Consider the following 17,835-nt stretch of genomic DNA (forward strand, 5'->3'; position numbering starts at 1 on the left):
ACCACTCCGGAGGTCCCCGCGACGACCGAGCGGTGAACGTCAGACCCAGCTGGGCAGCCACATCCTGCGCTGCCACGCCGTGTAGGGGATCACCTGGGCCGTGTAGACGGGCCAGAAGAACGCGAAGCACGCGATGCAGGCCACCACCACCGTCCCGGCGATGAGCGCCCCCCGGCGCCGGCGCCGCAGGGCGGCCTCGGCGCTGACGCCCGCGCGCAGCACGGCGGTGCTCGGGTCCGGTCCCAGGACGAGGCCGAGCACGTACACGACGGCGAGCACGAGGAACGGCACGAAGATGACGGAGTAGAAGGTGAAGATCGTGCGCTGCTGGTACTGCAGCCAGGGCAGGTAGCCGGCGGCGACCGCGCAGAGGATGGCGCCCGCCCGCCAGTCGCGGCGCAGCGCCCAGCAGAAGAGCAGGACGAGCAGCGCCAGGACGCCGACCCACCAGAGGACCGGCGTGCCGAGCGACGTGATGGCCTTCGAGCAGGCCTCGACCTCGCAGCCCTCCTGCCCGCGCACCTTCGACTCGTAGAAGAAGGACGTCGGGCGCCCCTGCACCAGCCACGACCACGCGTTGGCGGAGTAGGGGTGCGGCGTCGTGAGCCCGACGTGGAAGCGGTAGGCCTCCCGGTGGTACTGCACGAGGCTGCGCAGCGCGTCGGGCAGGACCCCGGCGAGCCCGGTCGCCGGGTGCTGCGCACCCCAGTGCCGGTCGTAGCCGTCGCTGCTCGCGAACCACCCCGCCCAGGTCGAGACGTAGACGACGACGGCCACGGGCACGAGCGCGAGGAAGGCGCCGATACCGTCGCGCCACACCGTCGCCGCGAACCAGGACCGCAGGCCGAGCTTCCGCCGCGCGCCCGCGTCCCAGAGCACGGTCAGCACGCCGAAGAAGGCCATCACGTACAGGCCGGACCACTTCACTCCGCAGGCCAGGCCGAGGCTGACGCCGGCCGCGAGCCGCCACGGGCGGAAGCCGATCCGGGGCCCGAGGGCTCCCAGCGGTGACCCGGCGAGCGCCGCGACGCGGTCGGCGAGGCGGGCGCGCGCGTGGTCGCGGTCGATCACCAGGCACGTGAAGGCCACCAGCACCCACCACATGAGGAAGATGTCGAGCAGGCTCGTGCGGCTCTCGACGAAGTGCTCGCCGTCGAAGGACAGCAGCACCGCGGCCGTCACGCCGAGCAGGGTCGAGCGGAACAGGCGCCGCGCGAGGCGGCCCAGGACGAGGATCGACAGGGTGCCGATGACGGCGGCGGAGAACCGCCAGCCGAAGGAGGAGTCGATGCCGAAGAGGTGCTCGCCGACGGCGATCATCCACTTGCCCACGGGTGGGTGGACGACGAAGTCGCCCACGGTCCCGAAGACGTCGGGCGTGCCCCGGGTGAACAGCTCGTCGGGCGTGGTGATTGAGGCGTCGGTGCGGCGCTCGACGCCGTAGCGCAGCAGGGAGTAGGCCTGCTTCACGTAGTACGTCTCGTCGAACACGAGCTGGTGCGGGCGCCCGAGCTGGAAGAACCGCAGGAGGCCGCCGACGGCCGTGACCAGCAGGAGGGGCAGCCAGGCGCGGCGGAAGGACTCCCCGTCGATCTCCGACGGGCCGCCGAGCAGGCGCTCCCGGACCTCGGTGCGGGTCACCGCGTCGGATCCGTCACGCAGCGTTCCCGGTGGTCACGTTCACGGCGCCATCGTAGGTGGGACACCCGGCCGCCCCGCGGTCGGCGTGGCCGGGCGGTCACGGCTGAGACCATCGCGGGGTGAGCTCCCCCTCGACGACGCCGACTACCGGACCGGACCCCGAGCCCGGCGGTGGCCGGCTCGTCCTCGGCTGCACGCCCATCGGCAACGCGGGGGACGCCTCCCCCCGGCTGGTGGCGGCGCTCGCGAGCGCCGACGTCGTGGCGGCGGAGGACACCCGGCGTCTGCACCGGCTGTGCGCGACCCTCGGGGTCACGATCACCGGGCGCGTCACGAGCTACCACGAGCACAACGAGCAGACCCGCACCCCGGAGCTCGTGGCCGCGGTCGAGGCGGGCAGCACGGTCCTGCTGGTGACCGACGCGGGCATGCCCTCGGTCTCCGACCCGGGCTACCGGCTGGTGCACGCCTGCGGCGAGGCCGGGCTCCCGGTCACCGCGCTGCCCGGGCCGTCGGCGGTCCTCACGGCACTCGCTCTCTCGGGGCTGCCGAGCGACCGCTTCGCCTTCGAGGGGTTCGCGCCGCGCAAGCCGGGGGAGCGGGCGAAGCTGTTCGCCGAGCTCGCGGCCGAGCGCCGCACGCTGGTGTTCTTCGAGTCCCCGCACCGCACGGCCGCCACCCTGCAGGCGATGGCGGAGGGCTTCGGCGCCGACCGGCCCGCCGCGGTGTGCCGGGAGCTGACCAAGACCTACGAGGAGGTCGTCCGCGCGCCGCTGGGCGAGCTCGCGGGGTGGGCCGCCGAGCGGGAGGTCCGCGGTGAGGTCTGCCTCGTCGTGTCCGGGGCGGTGGCCGCGACCGGTGGGGACGTCGACACCGACGCCCTCGTGCGCGAGGTCCTGCTGCGGGTCGCCGACGGGGAGCGCCTGAAGGAGGCCGCCGCCGCGGTGGCCGAGCGCAGCGGGGTCGCCAAGCGGGAGCTCTACGACCTCGCGGTGCGCCGACGCGCGCAGTGACGGCCGCCGGGAACCGCTCCGCTGCGCAGTCGGTTGGCTACTCTGACACCGCCGCTCCGCTGCGGCCCCCGTCGAGGCCGGTGCTGGGCGCCGGTCGGTGCCCGAGGAGCTCCGTCGTGCGCATCCGCCGCCCTCGCAGTCGGCTCGCCCCCATCGTCGTCGTCGCCGCGTGAGCGCTCCCGGCGCCCAACCGCCCGCCGGCCGCCGCGCCGCCCGCACCACCCGGCGCCTGGCCCGCACGGCTCTCCAGCAGGCCGTCGCCTCGGTCGCCTACCCCGCGGGCATGGACCGCTACCGGCCGCCGGGCGCGCGCCGCCGCTACCGCTGCCTGGCGGTCGCCGACGTCGACCTCGACGCGGGGACGGCGACGCTGCGGAGGCCGATCACGCCCCTGGCGGGGCCGGCCGAGGGCGTGCACGCCCTGGTCCGCTTCCACGGCGTGCCCGTGGGCGACCTCACGGTGCCCGGCGACCCGGCCGTCGTGCTCCGCGGCCTGCCCGCTCGCGCGGCGCGGGCCTGCGAGGGGCAGGTGCTGGCGCACCTCCTCACCGACGCCCTCGCGACGCCGGGCGGCCTGCACCTCGCGCTCGAGCGGGGCCTGCGCGCCGTCGCGCACCCGGTGCGGACGCCGGACACCGCCTCGATCACCGTGGCCGTCTGCACCCGCGACCGCCCCGAGGACCTGCGCCGCTGCCTGGAGTCGATCGGCCGGCTCCGCGGGGGCGTGGGTGAGGTCCTCGTCGTCGACAACGCCTCGCGCGACGACCGCACGCGCCGGGTCGCCGCGGAGTTCGGCGTCCGGTGCGTGCGCGAGCCCCGCGCGGGCCTGGACTGGGCGCGCAACCGCGCGCTGCTGGAGGCCCGCACACCCGTCGTCGCCTTCGCCGACGACGACGTGCTGGTCGAGGCGGACTGGGCGCGGGCCCTGGCGCTCGCCTTCGAGGACGAACCCGGTGCGCTCGTGGTCACGGGTCTCGTGGCGCCCGCGGAGTTCTCGACCCCCGCGCAGGTGATGTTCGAGGCCGTGGGGGGCTTCGGCCGCGGCTACGCCCGCCGCTGGTTCTCCGTCGCGGTCGACGCGGGGGAGATCGCGGCCCGCCGCCAGCCGGGTACGGGCGACGCCGGCACGGGCGCGAACACCGCCGTCCGGCGCGAGGAGGTCCTCGCGCTGGGGGGTTTCGACACCGCGCTGGACGTGGGGACACCCACCGGGGGCGGCGGCGACCTGGAGCTGTACTTCCGCGTGCTGGCCGCCGGCGGGCTCGTGGCCTACGAGCCGGCGGCCGTGGTGCTGCACCGCCACCGCGCCGACGTGGCGCAGCTGCAGCGGCAGCTGCGGGGCAACGGGACCGGCTCGTACAGCATCTTCACGGGGGCCGGCCGGAACTACGGCGACGTGCAGACGCGGGAGATGACGCGGTTCAGCGCGACGTGGTTCCTGCAGCACTACCCGCGCGCGCACGTCCGCAGCCTGGTCTGGCCGCAGATGTACCCGCCGCGGCTCGTGGGGGCGGACAGCCGCGGCGCCGTGGACGCCGTGCTGGGCCGCTACTACCGGCGCGCGCAGGAGCAGGCCGCGGAGCAGCAGGCCCAGCACCCCCTCGAACCGCAGGCCCCGCCGCCCGTGCACCGGCCCGCGGAACCCCGGCGGCCCCGCACGCCGGACCCGGTCGTCGAGGTGGACGTCCTGCGGGGCGGGCCCGCGGCCGCGCACCTGCCCCCGGGCGCGGGCGCCCGCCGCGTGCGGGTCCGCGTCCTGCGCGACGGCCGGCCGCAGTCCTCCTTCGCGCTCGCGACCGGCGGCAGCGGCCTCTCCCGCGCGCGGCTCGCCGCCGGCCTCGTCGACCACCTGGGCCCGGCCTGCTGGCCCCCGGGACCTCGTGGGCGCACCTCACCGCGGCCGGGAGCGGCCCCGGCCCCCTCGCGCAGGCGCTGGACGCGGCGGTCGGGCGGCGGTCCCCGCAGCTGCCCGCGTCCGTCTCCGTCAGCGTCCTGATGGCCACCCGGGACCGGCCGGAACCGCTGCGGCGCAGCCTGGAGGCGCTGTTCGCCGCGTCCGGCCGCCCGCTGCAGGTGGTGCTGGTCGACAACTCCGCCGACGCCGCGACGACCCGCCGCGTGGTCGCCGACCTGCCCGGCGTGGAGGTCGTGCACGAACCGTGGCCGGGGTTGTCGCCGGCCCGCAACGCGGGGCTGCCCCACCTGACGGGGGACGTCGTCGTGCTCGTCGACGACGACGTCGTCATCACCCCCGGCTGGCTCGAGGAGCTGCTCTCGCCGTTCGGCGACGCGGCCGTGGGCATGGTCACGGGCAACGTGCTGCCCGCCAACCTCGACCTGCTCGACCCGCAGGTGTTCGAGGACTACGGCGGCCTGGGCCGCGGGCCACACCGCCACACGTACGACCGCGCCTGGCTCGACGCCTCCCGCGGCCCGGCCCCGACCTGGGAGATCGGGGCGACGGCCAACGCGGCCGTGCGCCGCGACGTCCTCGCGGGCCTCGGCCCCTTCGACGAGGCGCTCGGACCCGGCCGGCCCTCCGGCGTCGGCGAGGACACCGAGTACTTCTACCGGGTGCTGCGGGCGGGCTGGACGATCGCCTACCAGCCCACCGCCGTCGTGCTGCACCACCACCGGGCCGACCGGGCGGAGCTGCTGCGCCAGATGCGGGCGTACTCCACGGGCCACGTCGCCTACCACCTGCAGGTCGCGGCCCGCCACGGCGACCTCCGGGGCCTCGGCCGCGTCGCGGTCCGGCTGCCCCAGCACTACGCCCGCCGGTTCGCGGGGCTGACGTGGGGCAACGACGACTACCCGCGCGATGTCCTCGCCACCGAGGTCGCGGGCGTCCTCGCCGGGCCCGGGGCGTGGTGGCGCTCGCGGCGGGCCCTGCGGGAGGCGGGCCGTCCTGTCCCCGACTGACGCCCGCGCCGCCCTGCCCGTGCGCCGGGTCGTCCGGGTCCGCAGGACGCTCCGGCTGGTCGGGCACCTGACGGCGCGGGAGTTCCGGGTGCGGTACTCCTCGGCCGTGCTCGGCTGGCTGTGGGCGCTCGCGCCCGTCGTCGTGCGGTTCTGCGTGCTGGGCCTGGTGTTCTCCGCGCTGCTGCCGGACCGCGGGCCCGACTACCTGGCCGACCTCGCCGTCGGCGTCCTCGCCTGGACGTGGTTCTCGGCGGGCCTGCTGGCGGCGACGACGAGCGCCGTCGACCGCAGCGACCTGCTCTCGCAACCGGCGCTGCCGCGGGAGGTCGTGCCCGTCGTCAGCGTCCTCACCGACGCCTTCGACTACCTCGCGGGCCTGCCGGTGCTGGTCGCCGTCGTGCTGCTCGACACGGGCCGGCTGCCGGTCACCGCCCTGCTGTTCCCCGTCCTGCTGCTGCTGCAGGGCTGCCTCACGGCCGGGCTCGGGATGGCCGCGACCGTGGGGGACGTGCGCCTGCGCGACACCCGCCTCGCGGTCGGTCTGGCGCTCGCCGTGGGCATCTACGTCACCCCGGTGTTCTACGCCACCGACGCGGTGCCGGCGCCGCTGCGCGAACTCGTGCGCTGGAACCCCGTCGGCGTCCTCATCGAGGCCCAGCGCGACGTCCTCGTCGCGGGGACCCTTCCGTCGGCGCGGGTGCTCCTCGGCCTGACCGGGTGCTGCCTCGGGGTCCTCGTCGCGGGCTGGGCGTTGCACCGCAGGCACTCCCCGACCTTCCTGGACCACCTGTGAGCGAGGGGTCGGGAGTGGGTGAACCCGTCCTGGACCTGCGCGGCGTCGCGAAGAGCTACCGCCGCGGCGGGCCCCGCTCGCTGCGGGAGCGCTTCACGGGATCCGCCGGCCGGGCCGTGCGCGTCGACGTCCTGCACGGGATCGACCTCACCGTGCACCGCGGGGAGGTGGTGGGGGTCGTCGGGCGCAACGGCGGCGGGAAGTCGACGCTGCTGCGGGTCGCGGGCGGTCTGACGGCGCCCTCGGCCGGCACGGTGCACCGCCGTGCGGCCGTCTCGGGGCTGCTCGCGCTGGGCGCCGCGACCGCGGGGGAGCTGTCGGGGGCCGACAACGCCGTGACCGCGGCCGTGCTGGCCGGGCTCGACCCGGCCCAGGCGCGGGCCCGCCTGCCCGCGATCGGGGAGTTCGCCGAGCTGGACGCCGCGACCCTCGCCGAACCCGTGCGCACCTACAGCGACGGCATGCGGCTGCGGCTGGCCTTCGCGGCCGCCTCCGTCACCGAACCCGACCTGCTGCTGGTCGACGAGGTCCTCGCGGTCGGGGACATGGCCTTCCAGGAGAAGTGCCTCGCGCACGTCGAGGCGCTGCGCCGCCGCGGGTGCGCCGTGCTGGTCGCCTCCCACGTCATGCCGCACCTGCGCCGGCTCGCGACGCGGGCGGTGTGGCTGCGCGCGGGCACGGTCCACGCCGAGGGGCCCGCGGCGATCGTCCTGGACGCGTACGAGCGCTCCCTGGACGAGCGGGCGGGGACCCCGCAGGCGCTGGGGGATGGCGGTTTCCGCAAGGGCGAGGGCAGCGTCCTGCTGCGGGCGATCGCCTGCACGGGCGCCGACGGGAGCGACGGCACCGTGGAGCGGGGCGGTGCCCTCGCGGTGAGCCTGACCTACGAGCGGGTGACGGCCGTGCCGCGCGCCCACTTCGGGGTGTCGCTGCGGCGGGTGGGCGAGCAGGACGCCCTCGTCGACCTGACGACGGAGGCCAGCGGGGCCGGGGCGGTCCCGCTGGCCGACGCCGGCCGGGTCTCCCTCGTGCTGGACCGGGTCGACCTCGCGCCGGGGGAGTACTGGCTCGACGCCGGCATCTACGCCACGGACTGGGAGGTGCCCCACGACTACCGCTGGGACACCGTCCGCGTGGTGGTCTCCGGCCCGGCGGGAAGCGGCCCGGTGCAGCCACCGCACCGGTGGAGCACCGGGCCGCTGCCCGGGTGACGCCTCAGGGACCGCCGGTCAGTGGTCGGTGGCCTTCTCGGCGCCCGCCCCGGTGAGCGAGCGCACCTCCATCTCCGCGGCCCGCACGTGCAGACCCGGTTCCTTCTGCGTGATCGACCCGAGCCAGCCCAAGAGGAAGGCGAGGGGGATCGTGACGAGGCCCGGGTTCTCCAGCGGGAACCAGTGGAAGTCGATGGCCGTGTCGGTGATCATCGACAGGCTCGCGCCCGTGACCGGGTCCGTCTTCCCGGACACCACGGGGGAGGAGACGATGAGGACGAGGCACGAGATGAGCCCGCCGTACATGCTCCACAGGGCACCGCGGGTGGTGAACCGCCGCCAGAACAGGGAGTAGATGATGGTCGGCAGGTTCGCGCTGGCCGCGACCGCGAAGGCCAGCGCCACGAGGAACGCCACGTTCTGGCCGTTGGCGAAGATGCCCCCGACGATCGCGACCGCACCGATGACCACGACCGTGATCCGGGCGACGCGCACCTCGGCGTCCGGTTCCACCTCGCCGCGCTTGATGACGTTGGCGTAGATGTCGTGGGCGAAGGACGCGCTCGCCGTGATCGCCAGACCCGCGACGACCGCGAGGATCGTCGCGAACGCGACGGCCGCGATGATGCCGAGCAGCACCGTCCCGCCGAGCTCGTAGGCCAGCAGGGGGGCCGCCGAGTTCACCTTGCCCGGGGCCGCCTTGATGCGCTCCGCGCCCACGATCGCCGCGGCGCCGTAGCCGAGGACGAGCGTGAACAGGTAGAAGAACCCGATGATCCAGATGGCCCACACGACGCTGCGCCGGGCCTCGCGCGAGCTCGGCACCGTGTAGAAGCGCATCAGCACGTGCGGCAGGCCCGCCGTGCCGAGCACGAGGGCGAGCGAGAGCGACAGGAAGTTCAGCTTCGACGTCTCGCTCGCGCCGTACTGGGCGCCCGGGCCGAGCATGGCCTCACCCACCGAGCCGGGTGCGGAGACCGCGGCCCCCAGCAGGTCGGAGAGGTTGAACCCGTAGCGGGACAGCACCCACACGGTCATCACGGCGGCGCCCGCCACGAGCAGGCACGCCTTGATGATCTGCACCCACGTGGTGCCCTTCATCCCGCCGATGAGCACGTAGAGGATCATCAGCGTGCCGACCACGGCGATGACGACGTTCTGCCCGGCGCGCGAGGAGATCCCCAGCAGGAGGGCGACGAGGCCCCCGGCGCCGGCCATCTGCGCGAGCAGGTAGAAGAACGACACGGCCAGCGTCGAGATGGCCGCGGCGGTGCGGACCGGGCGCTCGCGCAGCCGGAAGCTCAGGACGTCGGCCATCGTGAAGCGGCCGGTGTTGCGCAGCAGCTCCGCGACCAGCAGCAGGGCGACCAGCCAGGCGACGAGGAACCCGATGGAGTACAGGAAGCCGTCGTAGCCGTAGAGGGCGATGGCGCCCGCGATGCCGAGGAAGCTCGCGGCCGACAGGTAGTCCCCGGCGATGGCGATGCCGTTCTGGCCACCGGTGAAGGAACGGCCGCCCGCGTAGAAGTCGGCGGCCGAGCGGTTGTTGCGGCTCGCTCGCAGCACCACCGCGAGTGTGATGACCACGAAGGCGGTGAAGATGGCGATGTTGACGGCGGGTTCGCCGACCGCGGTGCTCGCGGCCGCCGCGCGCACACCGGCGCTCACCGCTCCTCCGTCAGGGCGTCGGCCTCGATGCGCTCGCGCAGCTCCTCGGCCGCGGGGTCGAACCGCTTGTTCGCCCACACGACGTAGGCCGTCGTGATGGCGAAGGTGGACACGAACTGGCCGACCCCGAACAGCAGGCCCACGGTGATGTTGCTGCCGCCGACCTTCTGGCTCATGAAGTCGTGCGCGTAGTCGGCCAGCAGGACGTACGTCGCGTACCAGGCGAGGAACAGCGCCGACAGCGGCAGCACGAAGCGCCGGAAGCGGCGTCGGTGCGCGACGAACTCGGGCGACACGAGGGCCCGCTCGTAGCGCGTGGGACCCGGGCTCGGGGGTGGGCCGCCGGGCTGACCGGCGGGGCGTGGCTGGGTGGGGCTCACCGTGACCTCCTCGTCGTGCCGGAGCGTCGTCACCCCGGCGGTGCTGCCGCCGACGGTAGCCCGGGTCCATAGCCGCGGCACAGCCGACGCACCGCGCAGCCGAGCCGGGCGGACCCCGGTCGGGAGGAGCGCGGTCGGTGCCGTGCGGGCCGGGGCGGCGGCCGGTCAGGGCAGGCGGACCGCCGCGCGCTCGCGGCGCGCGCAGACCGTCACCGCACCGAGGAACAGGACCGAGCCGACCATCTCCAGTGTCTCCTCGACGGCGGCCGTCCCGGCGTAGCGGACGCTGTCCACGGTCGGCCACTGCGTCGTCGTCGTCTCGGCCGGTCGGCCCTCGACGACGCGCGTGGTGGTGGTCGTGGTCGGCACCCCGACGGCGTCCACGACGATCCCGCCCACCAGTTCCATCCCGACGGCGCCTGCGACGTAGACGAGTCCCGCCAGCACGAAGGCCCACCGCGACGCGGCCGGCAGCGCACGCAGGAACCGCAGGAACAGCAGTCCCCCGACGAGGACCACGGGGACGGCGACCACGATCCACGAGAAGCGCAGCGCACCGGACAGGTGCAGGGCGGAGCGCACCGGCGACGTCAGCCGTTCGTGCATCGACGTGAGCTCGTCCGCCGACAGGAAGCCGAAGACGAGGGAGAGGACCCTCCAGTGGCGGTGCCAGGGCGAACCCCCGGCGCGGGCCGCGGAGGCCACCGCCCACAGCTGGGCGGCGGCCGCCGCCAGCAGCAGCGTGGAGAACCACGCCGGGATGCCCGCCTCGCGGTCGACGTCCACGAGGGTCTCCACGCCCTGCAGTCCCGTCACGCCGCCGAGCAGTCGCAGCGCCTGGAACCCGACGCTCAGCACGGCCAGCCCGAGGGAGGTGGCGAGCAGCAGCCACGTCCACCGTCCGGGCAGCAGGCACGCGCGCAGCACGTCGCGCACCCCGCTGCGGGTGGCGTTCGGGGACCCCGCCGCGTAGTGCCGCCCGGGGGCGCCGGGCGGGACCGCGGGGAGGGGGCGCTGAGGTGAACGGTCGGTGAACACGCGCAGATCATGGCAGGCGGACGGCGGGGCGGCGCCCGGACGGTTCAGCCGGTGCTCCCGGGTGCCGACACCGGAGTGGTCGACGCCGCCCGCACCAGCGGTTAGCATCGACCACCACCATCCAGAGCGGTCGAGAGTCCTGGCTCACTGACGCCGCAGCAACCCCCCGAGCCCGGGCGAGGGTGCTAACGCCAGGTCGATGGAGTTCTCATGCGTTCGATGCCCGTTCCCGTCGACCCCCGCCGCGCCCTGCGGGGTGTCCTGCGGTGACCCTCGCCCCTCTGCTGCAGGGGGGTCCGGGTCGTCCGACGATCAGCTTCGAGCTCTTCCCGCCGCGTGCGCGCGACGGCGAGGACACGGTGCGCCGCACCGTGTCCGCTCTCGCTGACGTCTCCCCGGACTTCTTCTCCGTCACCTACGGCGCCTCGGGTTCGACCCGCAGCGCCAGCCTGGGCCTGCTGGCCCACGTCCTCGCGGACACCCCCGTCGCGGCGATGGCCCACCTGACCTGCGTCGGCGCGTCGCGGCGCGAGGTCGTCGAGGTCGCCTCCGACTTCCTCGAGGCCGGGGTGCGGAACTTCCTGGCGCTGCGCGGCGACCCGCCCGCCGGCGCCGCGGACTGGCGCGCCCACCCCGAGGGGGTCGACCGCGCCTGCGACCTCGTGGAACTGCTGCAGGTCGTCGAACGCCGGCGGCTCGCGCTGCGCGGCGGTTCCCGGCCCGTCGACGAGGGCCCCCTGAGCCTGGCCGTCGCCGCGTTCCCGAGCGGCGACCACGGCTCCGACCTGGTGGCCCTGCGGGCCAAGCAGGACGCCGGGGCGCAGTTCGCGATCGCCCAGGTCTGCTACGACGCCGCCGAGTTCGCGGCCTTCGTCGCCGACGCCAGGGCGGCGGGGATCACCCTGCCGATCCTGCCCGGCGTGATGCCGACGACGGAACCCGCGCGGCTGCTGCGCCTGGAGCAGCTCACGGGCGTCCGCGTGCCGCGCGACGTCCTGGCCCGGCTGGAGGCGGCGCAGGAGTTCGGCGACGCCGCCCGCCACCGCGAGGGCGTCCGCCTCACCACGGCCTTCGCCCGCCGCCTGCTCGACGACGGCGCCCCCGGGCTGCACGTCTACACGTTCAACTCCGCCCACGCGGCGCTCGACCTGCTGGCCGGCCTGGACCTCGGCGCCCGCACCCCCGCGCCCCCCACCCCGGCACCCCGCGCCGCCGCGCCGGACGGCGCCCACCCCCACCACCACGCCGCGCTCGCGGCGGGACGAGGAACCCGATGAGCTCCGACGCCACGACCCCCCGCGGCTGGTCCGCCACCGTCCTCGGCTACCCGCGGATCGGCCCCCGCCGCGAGACCAAGAAGGCCCTCGAGGCGCTGTGGGCCGGGCGCGCCGACGTCGCCGTGACCGAGCAGGAGCTCGCGGCGGTCCGCCGCCGGACCCTGCGCCGGCTGAACGCCCTCGGCCTGCACGCGCACGACGCCTCGATCCCGTCCGCCTCCTCCGCCTACGACCAGGTGCTCGACGCGGCGCTGGCCGTGGGCGCGGTGCCGCCCCGCTTCGCCGACGTGGTCGGCGCGGACGGCCGCGTCGACCTCACCGGTCAGGCGACGATCGCCCGCGGCCGGGACGGCGACGCGCCGCTGGAGATGACGAAGTGGTTCGACACGAACTACCACTACCTCGTCCCCGAGATCGGCCCGGACACCCGGTTCTCGCTCTCCGACGACCGCGGGGTGCGGGAGTTCTCCGAGGCCCTCGCCGAGGGCTACCTGACCCGGCCCGTCGTGGTGGGCCCGGTGACGTTCCTGCTGCTGGCCAAGGAGGCCACCGGCAGCCCCGCGGGCTTCCACCCGTTCGACCGCCTCGACGACCTCCTGCCCGCCTACGCCGACCTGCTGCGCGCCTACGCCGCAGCGGGTGCGTCCTGGGTGCAGCTGGACGAACCGGGCCTCGTCAGCGACTCCGCGACGGCCGGCGTCCCCGGTCTCGCCGAGGCCGTGACGCGCACCTACGCCGCGCTGTCGGGCCTGCAGGACGGCCCGTCGCTGCTCGTCGCGGCGCCCTACGGCGACCTCGGCGACGCGCTCGGCTGGCTGGCCGCCACCGACGTCGCGGGCGTCGCCCTGGACCTGGTCCGCGGCGGGCTGCCCACGGCGGGGACCCACCTGCTGCAGGACAAGGTGGTCGTGGGCGGGGTCGTCGACGGGCACAACGTCTGGCGCGCCGACCTCGCGTCGGCCCTGTCGACGCTGCAGACCCTGCGGGAGTTCTCGGGGCACGTCGTCGCGGGGACGTCCACGTCGCTGCTGCACGTGCCGCACGACGTCGCCGACGAACCCCAGCTCGACGAGCGGCTGCGCAGCTGGCTCGCGTTCGCGGACCAGAAGGTCGCGGAGGTCGTCGCGCTGGGCACCGCCCTGCGGGACCCGGCGGCCGCCGCGGACGCCGTCGCCGCCTCCGCCGCGGCCCGGGCCGACCGCGCCGGCGCACCGGGCGTCGTGGTGCCGGCGGTCCGCGCACGGCTGGCCGCGCTGAGCCCGAGCGCGTTCCAGCGCAGCGACTACGCCGTCCGCCGCGCCGTGCAGGAGGAGGTCCTCGACCTCCCCGTGCTGCCGACGACGACGATCGGGTCGTTCCCCCAGACGCCGGAGATCCGCCGGGCGCGGGCCGCCGCGGCGCGCGGGGAACTCGCGCCGGCGGACTACGAGGCGTTCCTGCGCGGGGAGGTCGAACGTGTCGTCCGGCTGCAGGAGGACCTCGGCCTCGACGTCCTCGTGCACGGCGAACCCGAGCGCAACGACATGGTGCAGTACTTCGCGGAGAACCTCGACGGGTTCGCGGTCACCGCCAACGGGTGGGTCCAGTCCTACGGCACGCGCTGCGTGCGCCCGCCGGTCCTGTTCGGCGACGTCACCCGACCCGCCCCGATCACGGTGCCGTGGAGCGCCTACACCGCCTCGCTCACGTCGAAGCCGGTCAAGGGCATGCTCACCGGGCCCGTGACGATCCTCGCGTGGTCGTTCGTGCGCGACGACCAGCCGCTGGTCGACACCGCCCGGCAGGTGGCGCTGGCCCTGCGCGACGAGATCGCCGACCTGGAGGCCGCGGGGATCGGCATCGTCCAGGTCGACGAACCCGCCCTGCGGGAACTCCTGCCGCTGCGCGCGATCGACCAGCCCGCCTACCTGCGCTGGTCGGTGGAGTCGTTCCGGCTCGCGACGTCCGGGGCCGCCGACGCCACCCAGGTCCACACCCACCTCTGCTACTCGGAGTTCGGCGAGGTCATCGGCGCCATCGACGGGCTCGACGCGGACGTCACGAGCATCGAGGCGGCCCGCTCGCGCATGGAGGTCCTGCCCGACGTCGCCGCGGCCGGTTTCGCGCGCGGGCTCGGGCCGGGGGTCTACGACATCCACTCGCCCCGCGTCCCGGACGCGCAGGAGGTCACCGACCTCCTGCGCCTCGCGGTCGCGTCCGTGTCCGCCCGGCAGGTGTGGGTGAACCCCGACTGCGGCCTGAAGACCCGCGGGTACGCGGAGACCGAGGCGTCGCTGCGCCACCTCGTCGCGGCGGCCCGGACCCTGCGGGAGGAGCTCGCGGTCAGCCCCGTCGGCTGACGCGCCCGGCGCGGGCGGCGGGCCGGCCCCTCTGAGACGCTGGGGCCGTGCCCGCCGATAACCCCGCCCGCCCCGCCCCGCGCGACGTCGCCCTCGTCGGGGGCCGCGTCCTGCGCCTGACCCCGGACTGGGCGGGGGAGCAGGAGGAGGCGACGGTCCTGCTGCGCGACGGGCGGATCGCCGCCGTCGGCGCCGACGTCGAGGTGCCCGCGGGTGCCGAGGTCGTCGACGTCACCGGCCAGTGGGTGCTGCCCGGCTTCGTCGAGGCGCACACCCACCTCGGCGTGCACGCGGAGGGCGAGGGCTGGCACGGCGCCGACGTCAACGAGAAGGGCGTCGCGGGGGCCCGGCTGCGCTCGCTGGACGGCCTCGACCCCGCCGACCGGGGTTTCGCCGACGCCCTCGCCGGCGGGGTGACGACCGCGATGATCCTGCCCGGCTCGGGCAACGTCGTCGGCGGCCAGACCGCCGCGGTCAAGACGTGGGGCCGCACGGTGCAGGAGATGCTGCTGCGCGCGCCCGTCGGCGTGAAGAGCGCGCTCGGCGAGAACCCCAAGCGGGGCGGCGGTTCCGCGCCCACGACGCGGATGGGCGTGGCCGCGCACCTGCGCGACGCGTTCTCCGCCGCGCAGCGCTTCGCGGCCCGCCGCGCCCGCGCCGTCGCGGCCGGCGACCCGGTCGACCCCGCGGTCGACGCCGAGCGCGACCAGGAGGTCCTCGCCCGCGTCCTCGCCGGCGAGATCGTCTGGCAGCAGCACGCCCACCGGGCCGACGACATCGCCACGGCCGTGCGCCTCGCCGAGGAGTTCGGCTACGCCCTCGTGCTCAACCACGTCACCGAGGGCCACCTCGTCGCGGGGATGCTCGCCGAGAAGGCGCTGCCCGCCGTCGTCGGGCCGCTGCTGACGTCGCGGTCCAAGCCCGAGCTGCGCAACCGCTCGGTCGCCGTGCCCGGCATCCTCGCGGCGGCCGGCGTCCGCATCGCCCTCACCACCGACCACCCCGTCGTGCCCATCCAGTTCCTCGCCCTCTCGGCGACGCTGGCCGTGAAGGAGGGCCTCGACCGCGACGAGGCGCTGCGCGCGCTGACCGTGAACCCGGCGCGCATCCTGCGCCTGGACGACCGGGTGGGGTCGTTGGCCCCCGGCCTCGACGCCGATGTCGTGGTCTGGTCGGGCGACCCCCTCGACGTCATGTCGCGCGCCGTGCGCGTCTTCGTCGGCGGTCGGCAGGTCTACCGGTGGGCCGACGGCGAGGGCGTCGTGGCCGATCCGGGCACGGGCGCCGGCCCCGCCTGACGTCACCGCCCGACCGCCCTTCCGGGACCGCGCGGCGCGACGCGCGTCACCCGGCGGCGCGGCACGTCCCCGCGCCACCCGCCGTTGAGCGGGCGAGGACAGGAGGTGGCCCGTGCCATCAGCTCCACCCCCCGACGGGGTGCTCGCGCTCGTCAACGCCGGTGCCGGCGGCACGAGCGCGACGGTGGTCCGCTCGGTGATCGCCGAGATGGGCCGCACGTGCGACGTCGAGCTGCGGCGCACGAGCTCGCTCGACGACCTGCGCGACGCGCTCCTGGAGGGCGACGGCCGGCGGCCGGTGCTGCTCGGCGGTGACGGCTCGCTGCACGCCGCGCTGCAGCTGCTGCACACCGCCGGCGCGGCCCGCGAGGTCGGGCCGCTGGGGATCGTGCCCCTGGGCACGGGCAACGACCTCGCGCGCTCGCTGCACCTGCCGCTGGAGCCCCTCGCGGCGGCCCGGATCGCCGTCACGGGCCGCCCGCGCGACCTCGAGCTGCTCGTCGACAGCCGCGGCCGGACGACGGTCAACACGGTGCACGCCGGCATCGGCGCGGCCGCGACGGCGCGCGCCGAAAAGCTCAAGCCGAGGCTGGGGGCGGCGGCCTACCCCGTCGGCGCCGTCTGGGCGGGCGTGCGGGCCGGGGCCGGGTACCCGCTGCGCGTCGAGGTCGACGGGGAGGTGCTCCACGACGGGCACCGCCCGCTTCTCGTCGTCGGCATCGGTCTCGGCGGCACCATCGGCGGCGGCACCCGCCTCGTGCCCGACGCGGACCCGCACGACGGGATCGCCGACGTCGTCGTGTCCGCCTCCACGGGGCCGTTCGCGCGGGTCGGCTTCGCGGCCGGGCTGCGCTCCGGCGTGCACGTGGAGCGCCAGGACGTCCGCACCGCCACGGGGCGCGTCGTCGAGGTCACGGCCCTGCACGGGACCTTCCGGCTCAACTCCGACGGCGAGGTCACCGACCCGCAGCAGCACGAGCGCTTCGAGATGCTCCGCGACGCCTGGCAGGTGGTCTGCCCCGCCTGAGCGCGGGTGCTCAGCGCTCCTGCGGGGAGACCTGCGCGTCGAGCAGCTCGAGGTAGCCCGCCGCGGCGTCGGCCAGGGCGTCGGCGCGCCGCTGCGGGGAGCCGGGGGAGAAGCGGTGCTCGACGACGTCGGCGGTGCTGCGCCGCAGCGCCGCGAGGCTGGTGGCCAGGTCGTCCGCGAGCCGCGCCGCGGCCTCGTCCGGCGAGGGCGGCGGCGGGCGCAGCGCCCCGGCCGCCCCGGCCCGGACGGCGGCCAGGACGGCCTCGTCGGGGCCGTCGTCGAGGTACCAGCAGCGCAGCGGGCGCACGACGGCGTGGTTGGCCACGGCCCGCGCCGGCCGCCAGACGAGCCGCACGGGCGCCGTCAGCAGCTTCGAGGCGTTCAGCCACTGCCCCGCCCCGTGGGGCGACGTGCCCCACGCGACGTCCTCCTCGACGGCGAGCGCCACCGCGACGGCCTCCAGGTCGTCGCGCGGCCCCTCCAGCACCCCGCCGCACAGCCACGCGGACGTCACCCGCAGCGGGACGATCCCGGGCGGGGTGCGGGCCATCGCCTGGCACGCCGCGTTCACCTGCTCGACCTTCTGCACCGCCGTGGACCACTTCACGGGAGCCACTGTGCACGCTGCGCGACGCCGCTGCGCACGACGGGAGGTGGTGCGCGCCAGCCCCTGCCGCCTGTCCGGGCATGCCCTACGGTGACCCGGTGGACGCGACCGAGCTGAGGGCCCTGCAGAAGCCGTTGAAGGACCAGTACCGGCAGGACGCGGCGAGCGCCGCCGTCCCCGCGAAGGCGGTGGCCGTCCTGGACGGGGCGTCGATCGGGGTCTCCGTCGACGGGTTCGCCGGCACCACCCGCGCCGGCCTGCACCCCGCGGCGGGCGGCGACGGCACCGAGGCGTGCTCGGCCGACATGCTCTGCGAGGCCGTGGCCGCGTGCGCCGGGGTGACGCTGCGCAGCGTCGCCACCGCGATGGGCGTGGAGCTGCGCAACGCCTCCGTCACGGCCGAGGGGACGTGGGACGCCCGCGGCACCCTGGGCGTGGACCGCGAGGTGCCCGTCGGCCTGACCGACGTGACCATCACCTTCGACTTCACCTCCGACGCCGACGAGGCGACCGAGGCCAAGCTGATCCAGCTCGCCGAGCGCTACTGCGTCATCGCGCAGACCCTGCGCACGCCTCCGACGCTGACCGTCCGCCGGGCCTGAGCCCCGCGGAGGGCCCCGG

At 75.9% G+C, this 17,835-nt stretch carries 15 protein-coding genes and 1 riboswitch; of the genes, 10 read left to right on the top strand and 5 right to left on the bottom strand.

Annotation, left to right across the window (positions count from 1 at the left end; genetic code table 11):
* Positions 1-39 precede the first annotated feature (39 nt).
* Positions 40-1,641, bottom strand: coding sequence for a dolichyl-phosphate-mannose--protein mannosyltransferase (locus F1544_RS08940; protein WP_167584383.1), 1,602 nt, complete (start codon positions 1,639-1,641; stop codon positions 40-42).
* Between the two features lie 119 nt (positions 1,642-1,760).
* Between F1544_RS08940 and rsmI the strand changes: the two genes are divergently transcribed.
* From rsmI to F1544_RS08965, 5 genes are all read left to right on the top strand, one after another.
* Positions 1,761-2,654, top strand: a complete 894-nt coding sequence (gene rsmI, locus F1544_RS08945; RefSeq protein ID WP_167584385.1) for a 16S rRNA (cytidine(1402)-2'-O)-methyltransferase — start codon at positions 1,761-1,763, stop codon at positions 2,652-2,654.
* A 169-nt stretch (positions 2,655-2,823) separates the two neighbouring features.
* Positions 2,824-4,650 carry a glycosyltransferase family 2 protein gene (locus F1544_RS08950; protein ID WP_167584387.1) on the top strand — a complete coding sequence of 609 codons (1,827 nt, stop codon included), beginning with the start codon at positions 2,824-2,826 and terminating at the stop codon, positions 4,648-4,650.
* On the top strand, positions 4,650-5,576 hold the full coding sequence (locus tag F1544_RS08955; RefSeq protein ID WP_167584389.1) for a glycosyltransferase family 2 protein: 927 nt from the start codon (positions 4,650-4,652) through the stop codon (positions 5,574-5,576). The genes F1544_RS08950 and F1544_RS08955 overlap by 1 nt, the downstream gene beginning before the upstream one ends.
* Positions 5,476-6,369, top strand: coding sequence for an ABC transporter permease (locus F1544_RS08960; protein WP_244308200.1), 894 nt, complete (start codon positions 5,476-5,478; stop codon positions 6,367-6,369). The genes F1544_RS08955 and F1544_RS08960 overlap by 101 nt, the downstream gene beginning before the upstream one ends.
* 14 nt (positions 6,370-6,383) lie before the next feature.
* Positions 6,384-7,580, top strand: coding sequence for an ABC transporter ATP-binding protein (locus F1544_RS08965; RefSeq protein WP_167584393.1), 1,197 nt, complete (start codon positions 6,384-6,386; stop codon positions 7,578-7,580).
* Between the two features lie 18 nt (positions 7,581-7,598).
* Here the strand turns inward: F1544_RS08965 and F1544_RS08970 are convergent, their stop codons facing one another.
* From F1544_RS08970 to F1544_RS08980, 3 genes are all read right to left on the bottom strand, one after another.
* On the bottom strand, positions 7,599-9,248 hold the full coding sequence (locus F1544_RS08970; RefSeq protein ID WP_167584395.1) for a monocarboxylic acid transporter: 1,650 nt from the start codon (positions 9,246-9,248) through the stop codon (positions 7,599-7,601).
* Entirely contained in the window at positions 9,245-9,628 is a 384-nt protein-coding gene (locus F1544_RS25330) for a DUF485 domain-containing protein (RefSeq protein WP_167584397.1), read from the bottom strand. Before F1544_RS25330 ends, F1544_RS08970 begins: the two co-directional genes overlap by 4 nt.
* 165 nt (positions 9,629-9,793) lie before the next feature.
* On the bottom strand, positions 9,794-10,666 hold the full coding sequence (locus F1544_RS08980; protein ID WP_167584399.1) for a DUF8692 domain-containing protein: 873 nt from the start codon (positions 10,664-10,666) through the stop codon (positions 9,794-9,796).
* 114 nt (positions 10,667-10,780) lie between these two features.
* A riboswitch (SAM riboswitch) is annotated at positions 10,781-10,872 on the top strand.
* Positions 10,873-10,932: 60 nt separating this feature from the next.
* On the opposite strand from F1544_RS08980, the gene F1544_RS08985 reads away from it, so the two are divergent.
* From F1544_RS08985 to F1544_RS26255, 4 genes are all read left to right on the top strand, one after another.
* Entirely contained in the window at positions 10,933-11,943 is a 1,011-nt protein-coding gene (locus tag F1544_RS08985) for a methylenetetrahydrofolate reductase (RefSeq protein ID WP_208971554.1), read from the top strand.
* Positions 11,940-14,282 carry a 5-methyltetrahydropteroyltriglutamate--homocysteine S-methyltransferase gene (metE, locus tag F1544_RS08990; RefSeq protein ID WP_167584401.1) on the top strand — a complete coding sequence of 781 codons (2,343 nt, stop codon included), beginning with the start codon at positions 11,940-11,942 and terminating at the stop codon, positions 14,280-14,282. Before F1544_RS08985 ends, metE begins: the two co-directional genes overlap by 4 nt.
* A gap of 47 nt (positions 14,283-14,329) precedes the next feature.
* Entirely contained in the window at positions 14,330-15,580 is a 1,251-nt protein-coding gene (locus tag F1544_RS08995; protein ID WP_167584403.1) for an amidohydrolase, read from the top strand.
* Between the two features lie 112 nt (positions 15,581-15,692).
* Positions 15,693-16,607 carry a diacylglycerol/lipid kinase family protein gene (locus F1544_RS26255; protein ID WP_167584405.1) on the top strand — a complete coding sequence of 305 codons (915 nt, stop codon included), beginning with the start codon at positions 15,693-15,695 and terminating at the stop codon, positions 16,605-16,607.
* A gap of 10 nt (positions 16,608-16,617) precedes the next feature.
* Here the strand turns inward: F1544_RS26255 and F1544_RS09005 are convergent, their stop codons facing one another.
* Positions 16,618-17,214 carry a DUF7711 family protein gene (locus F1544_RS09005; protein ID WP_167584407.1) on the bottom strand — a complete coding sequence of 199 codons (597 nt, stop codon included), beginning with the start codon at positions 17,212-17,214 and terminating at the stop codon, positions 16,618-16,620.
* A gap of 98 nt (positions 17,215-17,312) precedes the next feature.
* Here F1544_RS09005 and F1544_RS09010 point away from each other — a divergent pair, with 98 nt between their 5' ends.
* Positions 17,313-17,816 (top strand): OsmC family protein, encoded by a 504-nt coding sequence (locus F1544_RS09010; RefSeq protein ID WP_167584409.1) that lies wholly within the window; start codon positions 17,313-17,315, stop codon positions 17,814-17,816.
* Positions 17,817-17,835: the final 19 nt, after the last annotated feature.

The sequence above is a fragment of the Kineococcus rubinsiae genome, from assembly GCF_011839805.1.
GTDB lineage: Bacteria > Actinomycetota > Actinomycetes > Actinomycetales > Kineococcaceae > Kineococcus > Kineococcus rubinsiae.

Bases quoted from the DNA above. Each gene is read 5' to 3' on its own strand.
- F1544_RS08955 (WP_167584389.1), top strand. From the start codon at position 4,650: ATGGCCACCCGGGACCGGCCGGAACCGCTGCGGCGCAGCCTGGAGGCG.
- F1544_RS08960 (WP_244308200.1), top strand. From the start codon at position 5,476: ATGTCCTCGCCACCGAGGTCGCGGGCGTCCTCGCCGGGCCCGGGGCGT.
- metE (WP_167584401.1), top strand. From the start codon at position 11,940: ATGAGCTCCGACGCCACGACCCCCCGCGGCTGGTCCGCCACCGTCCTC.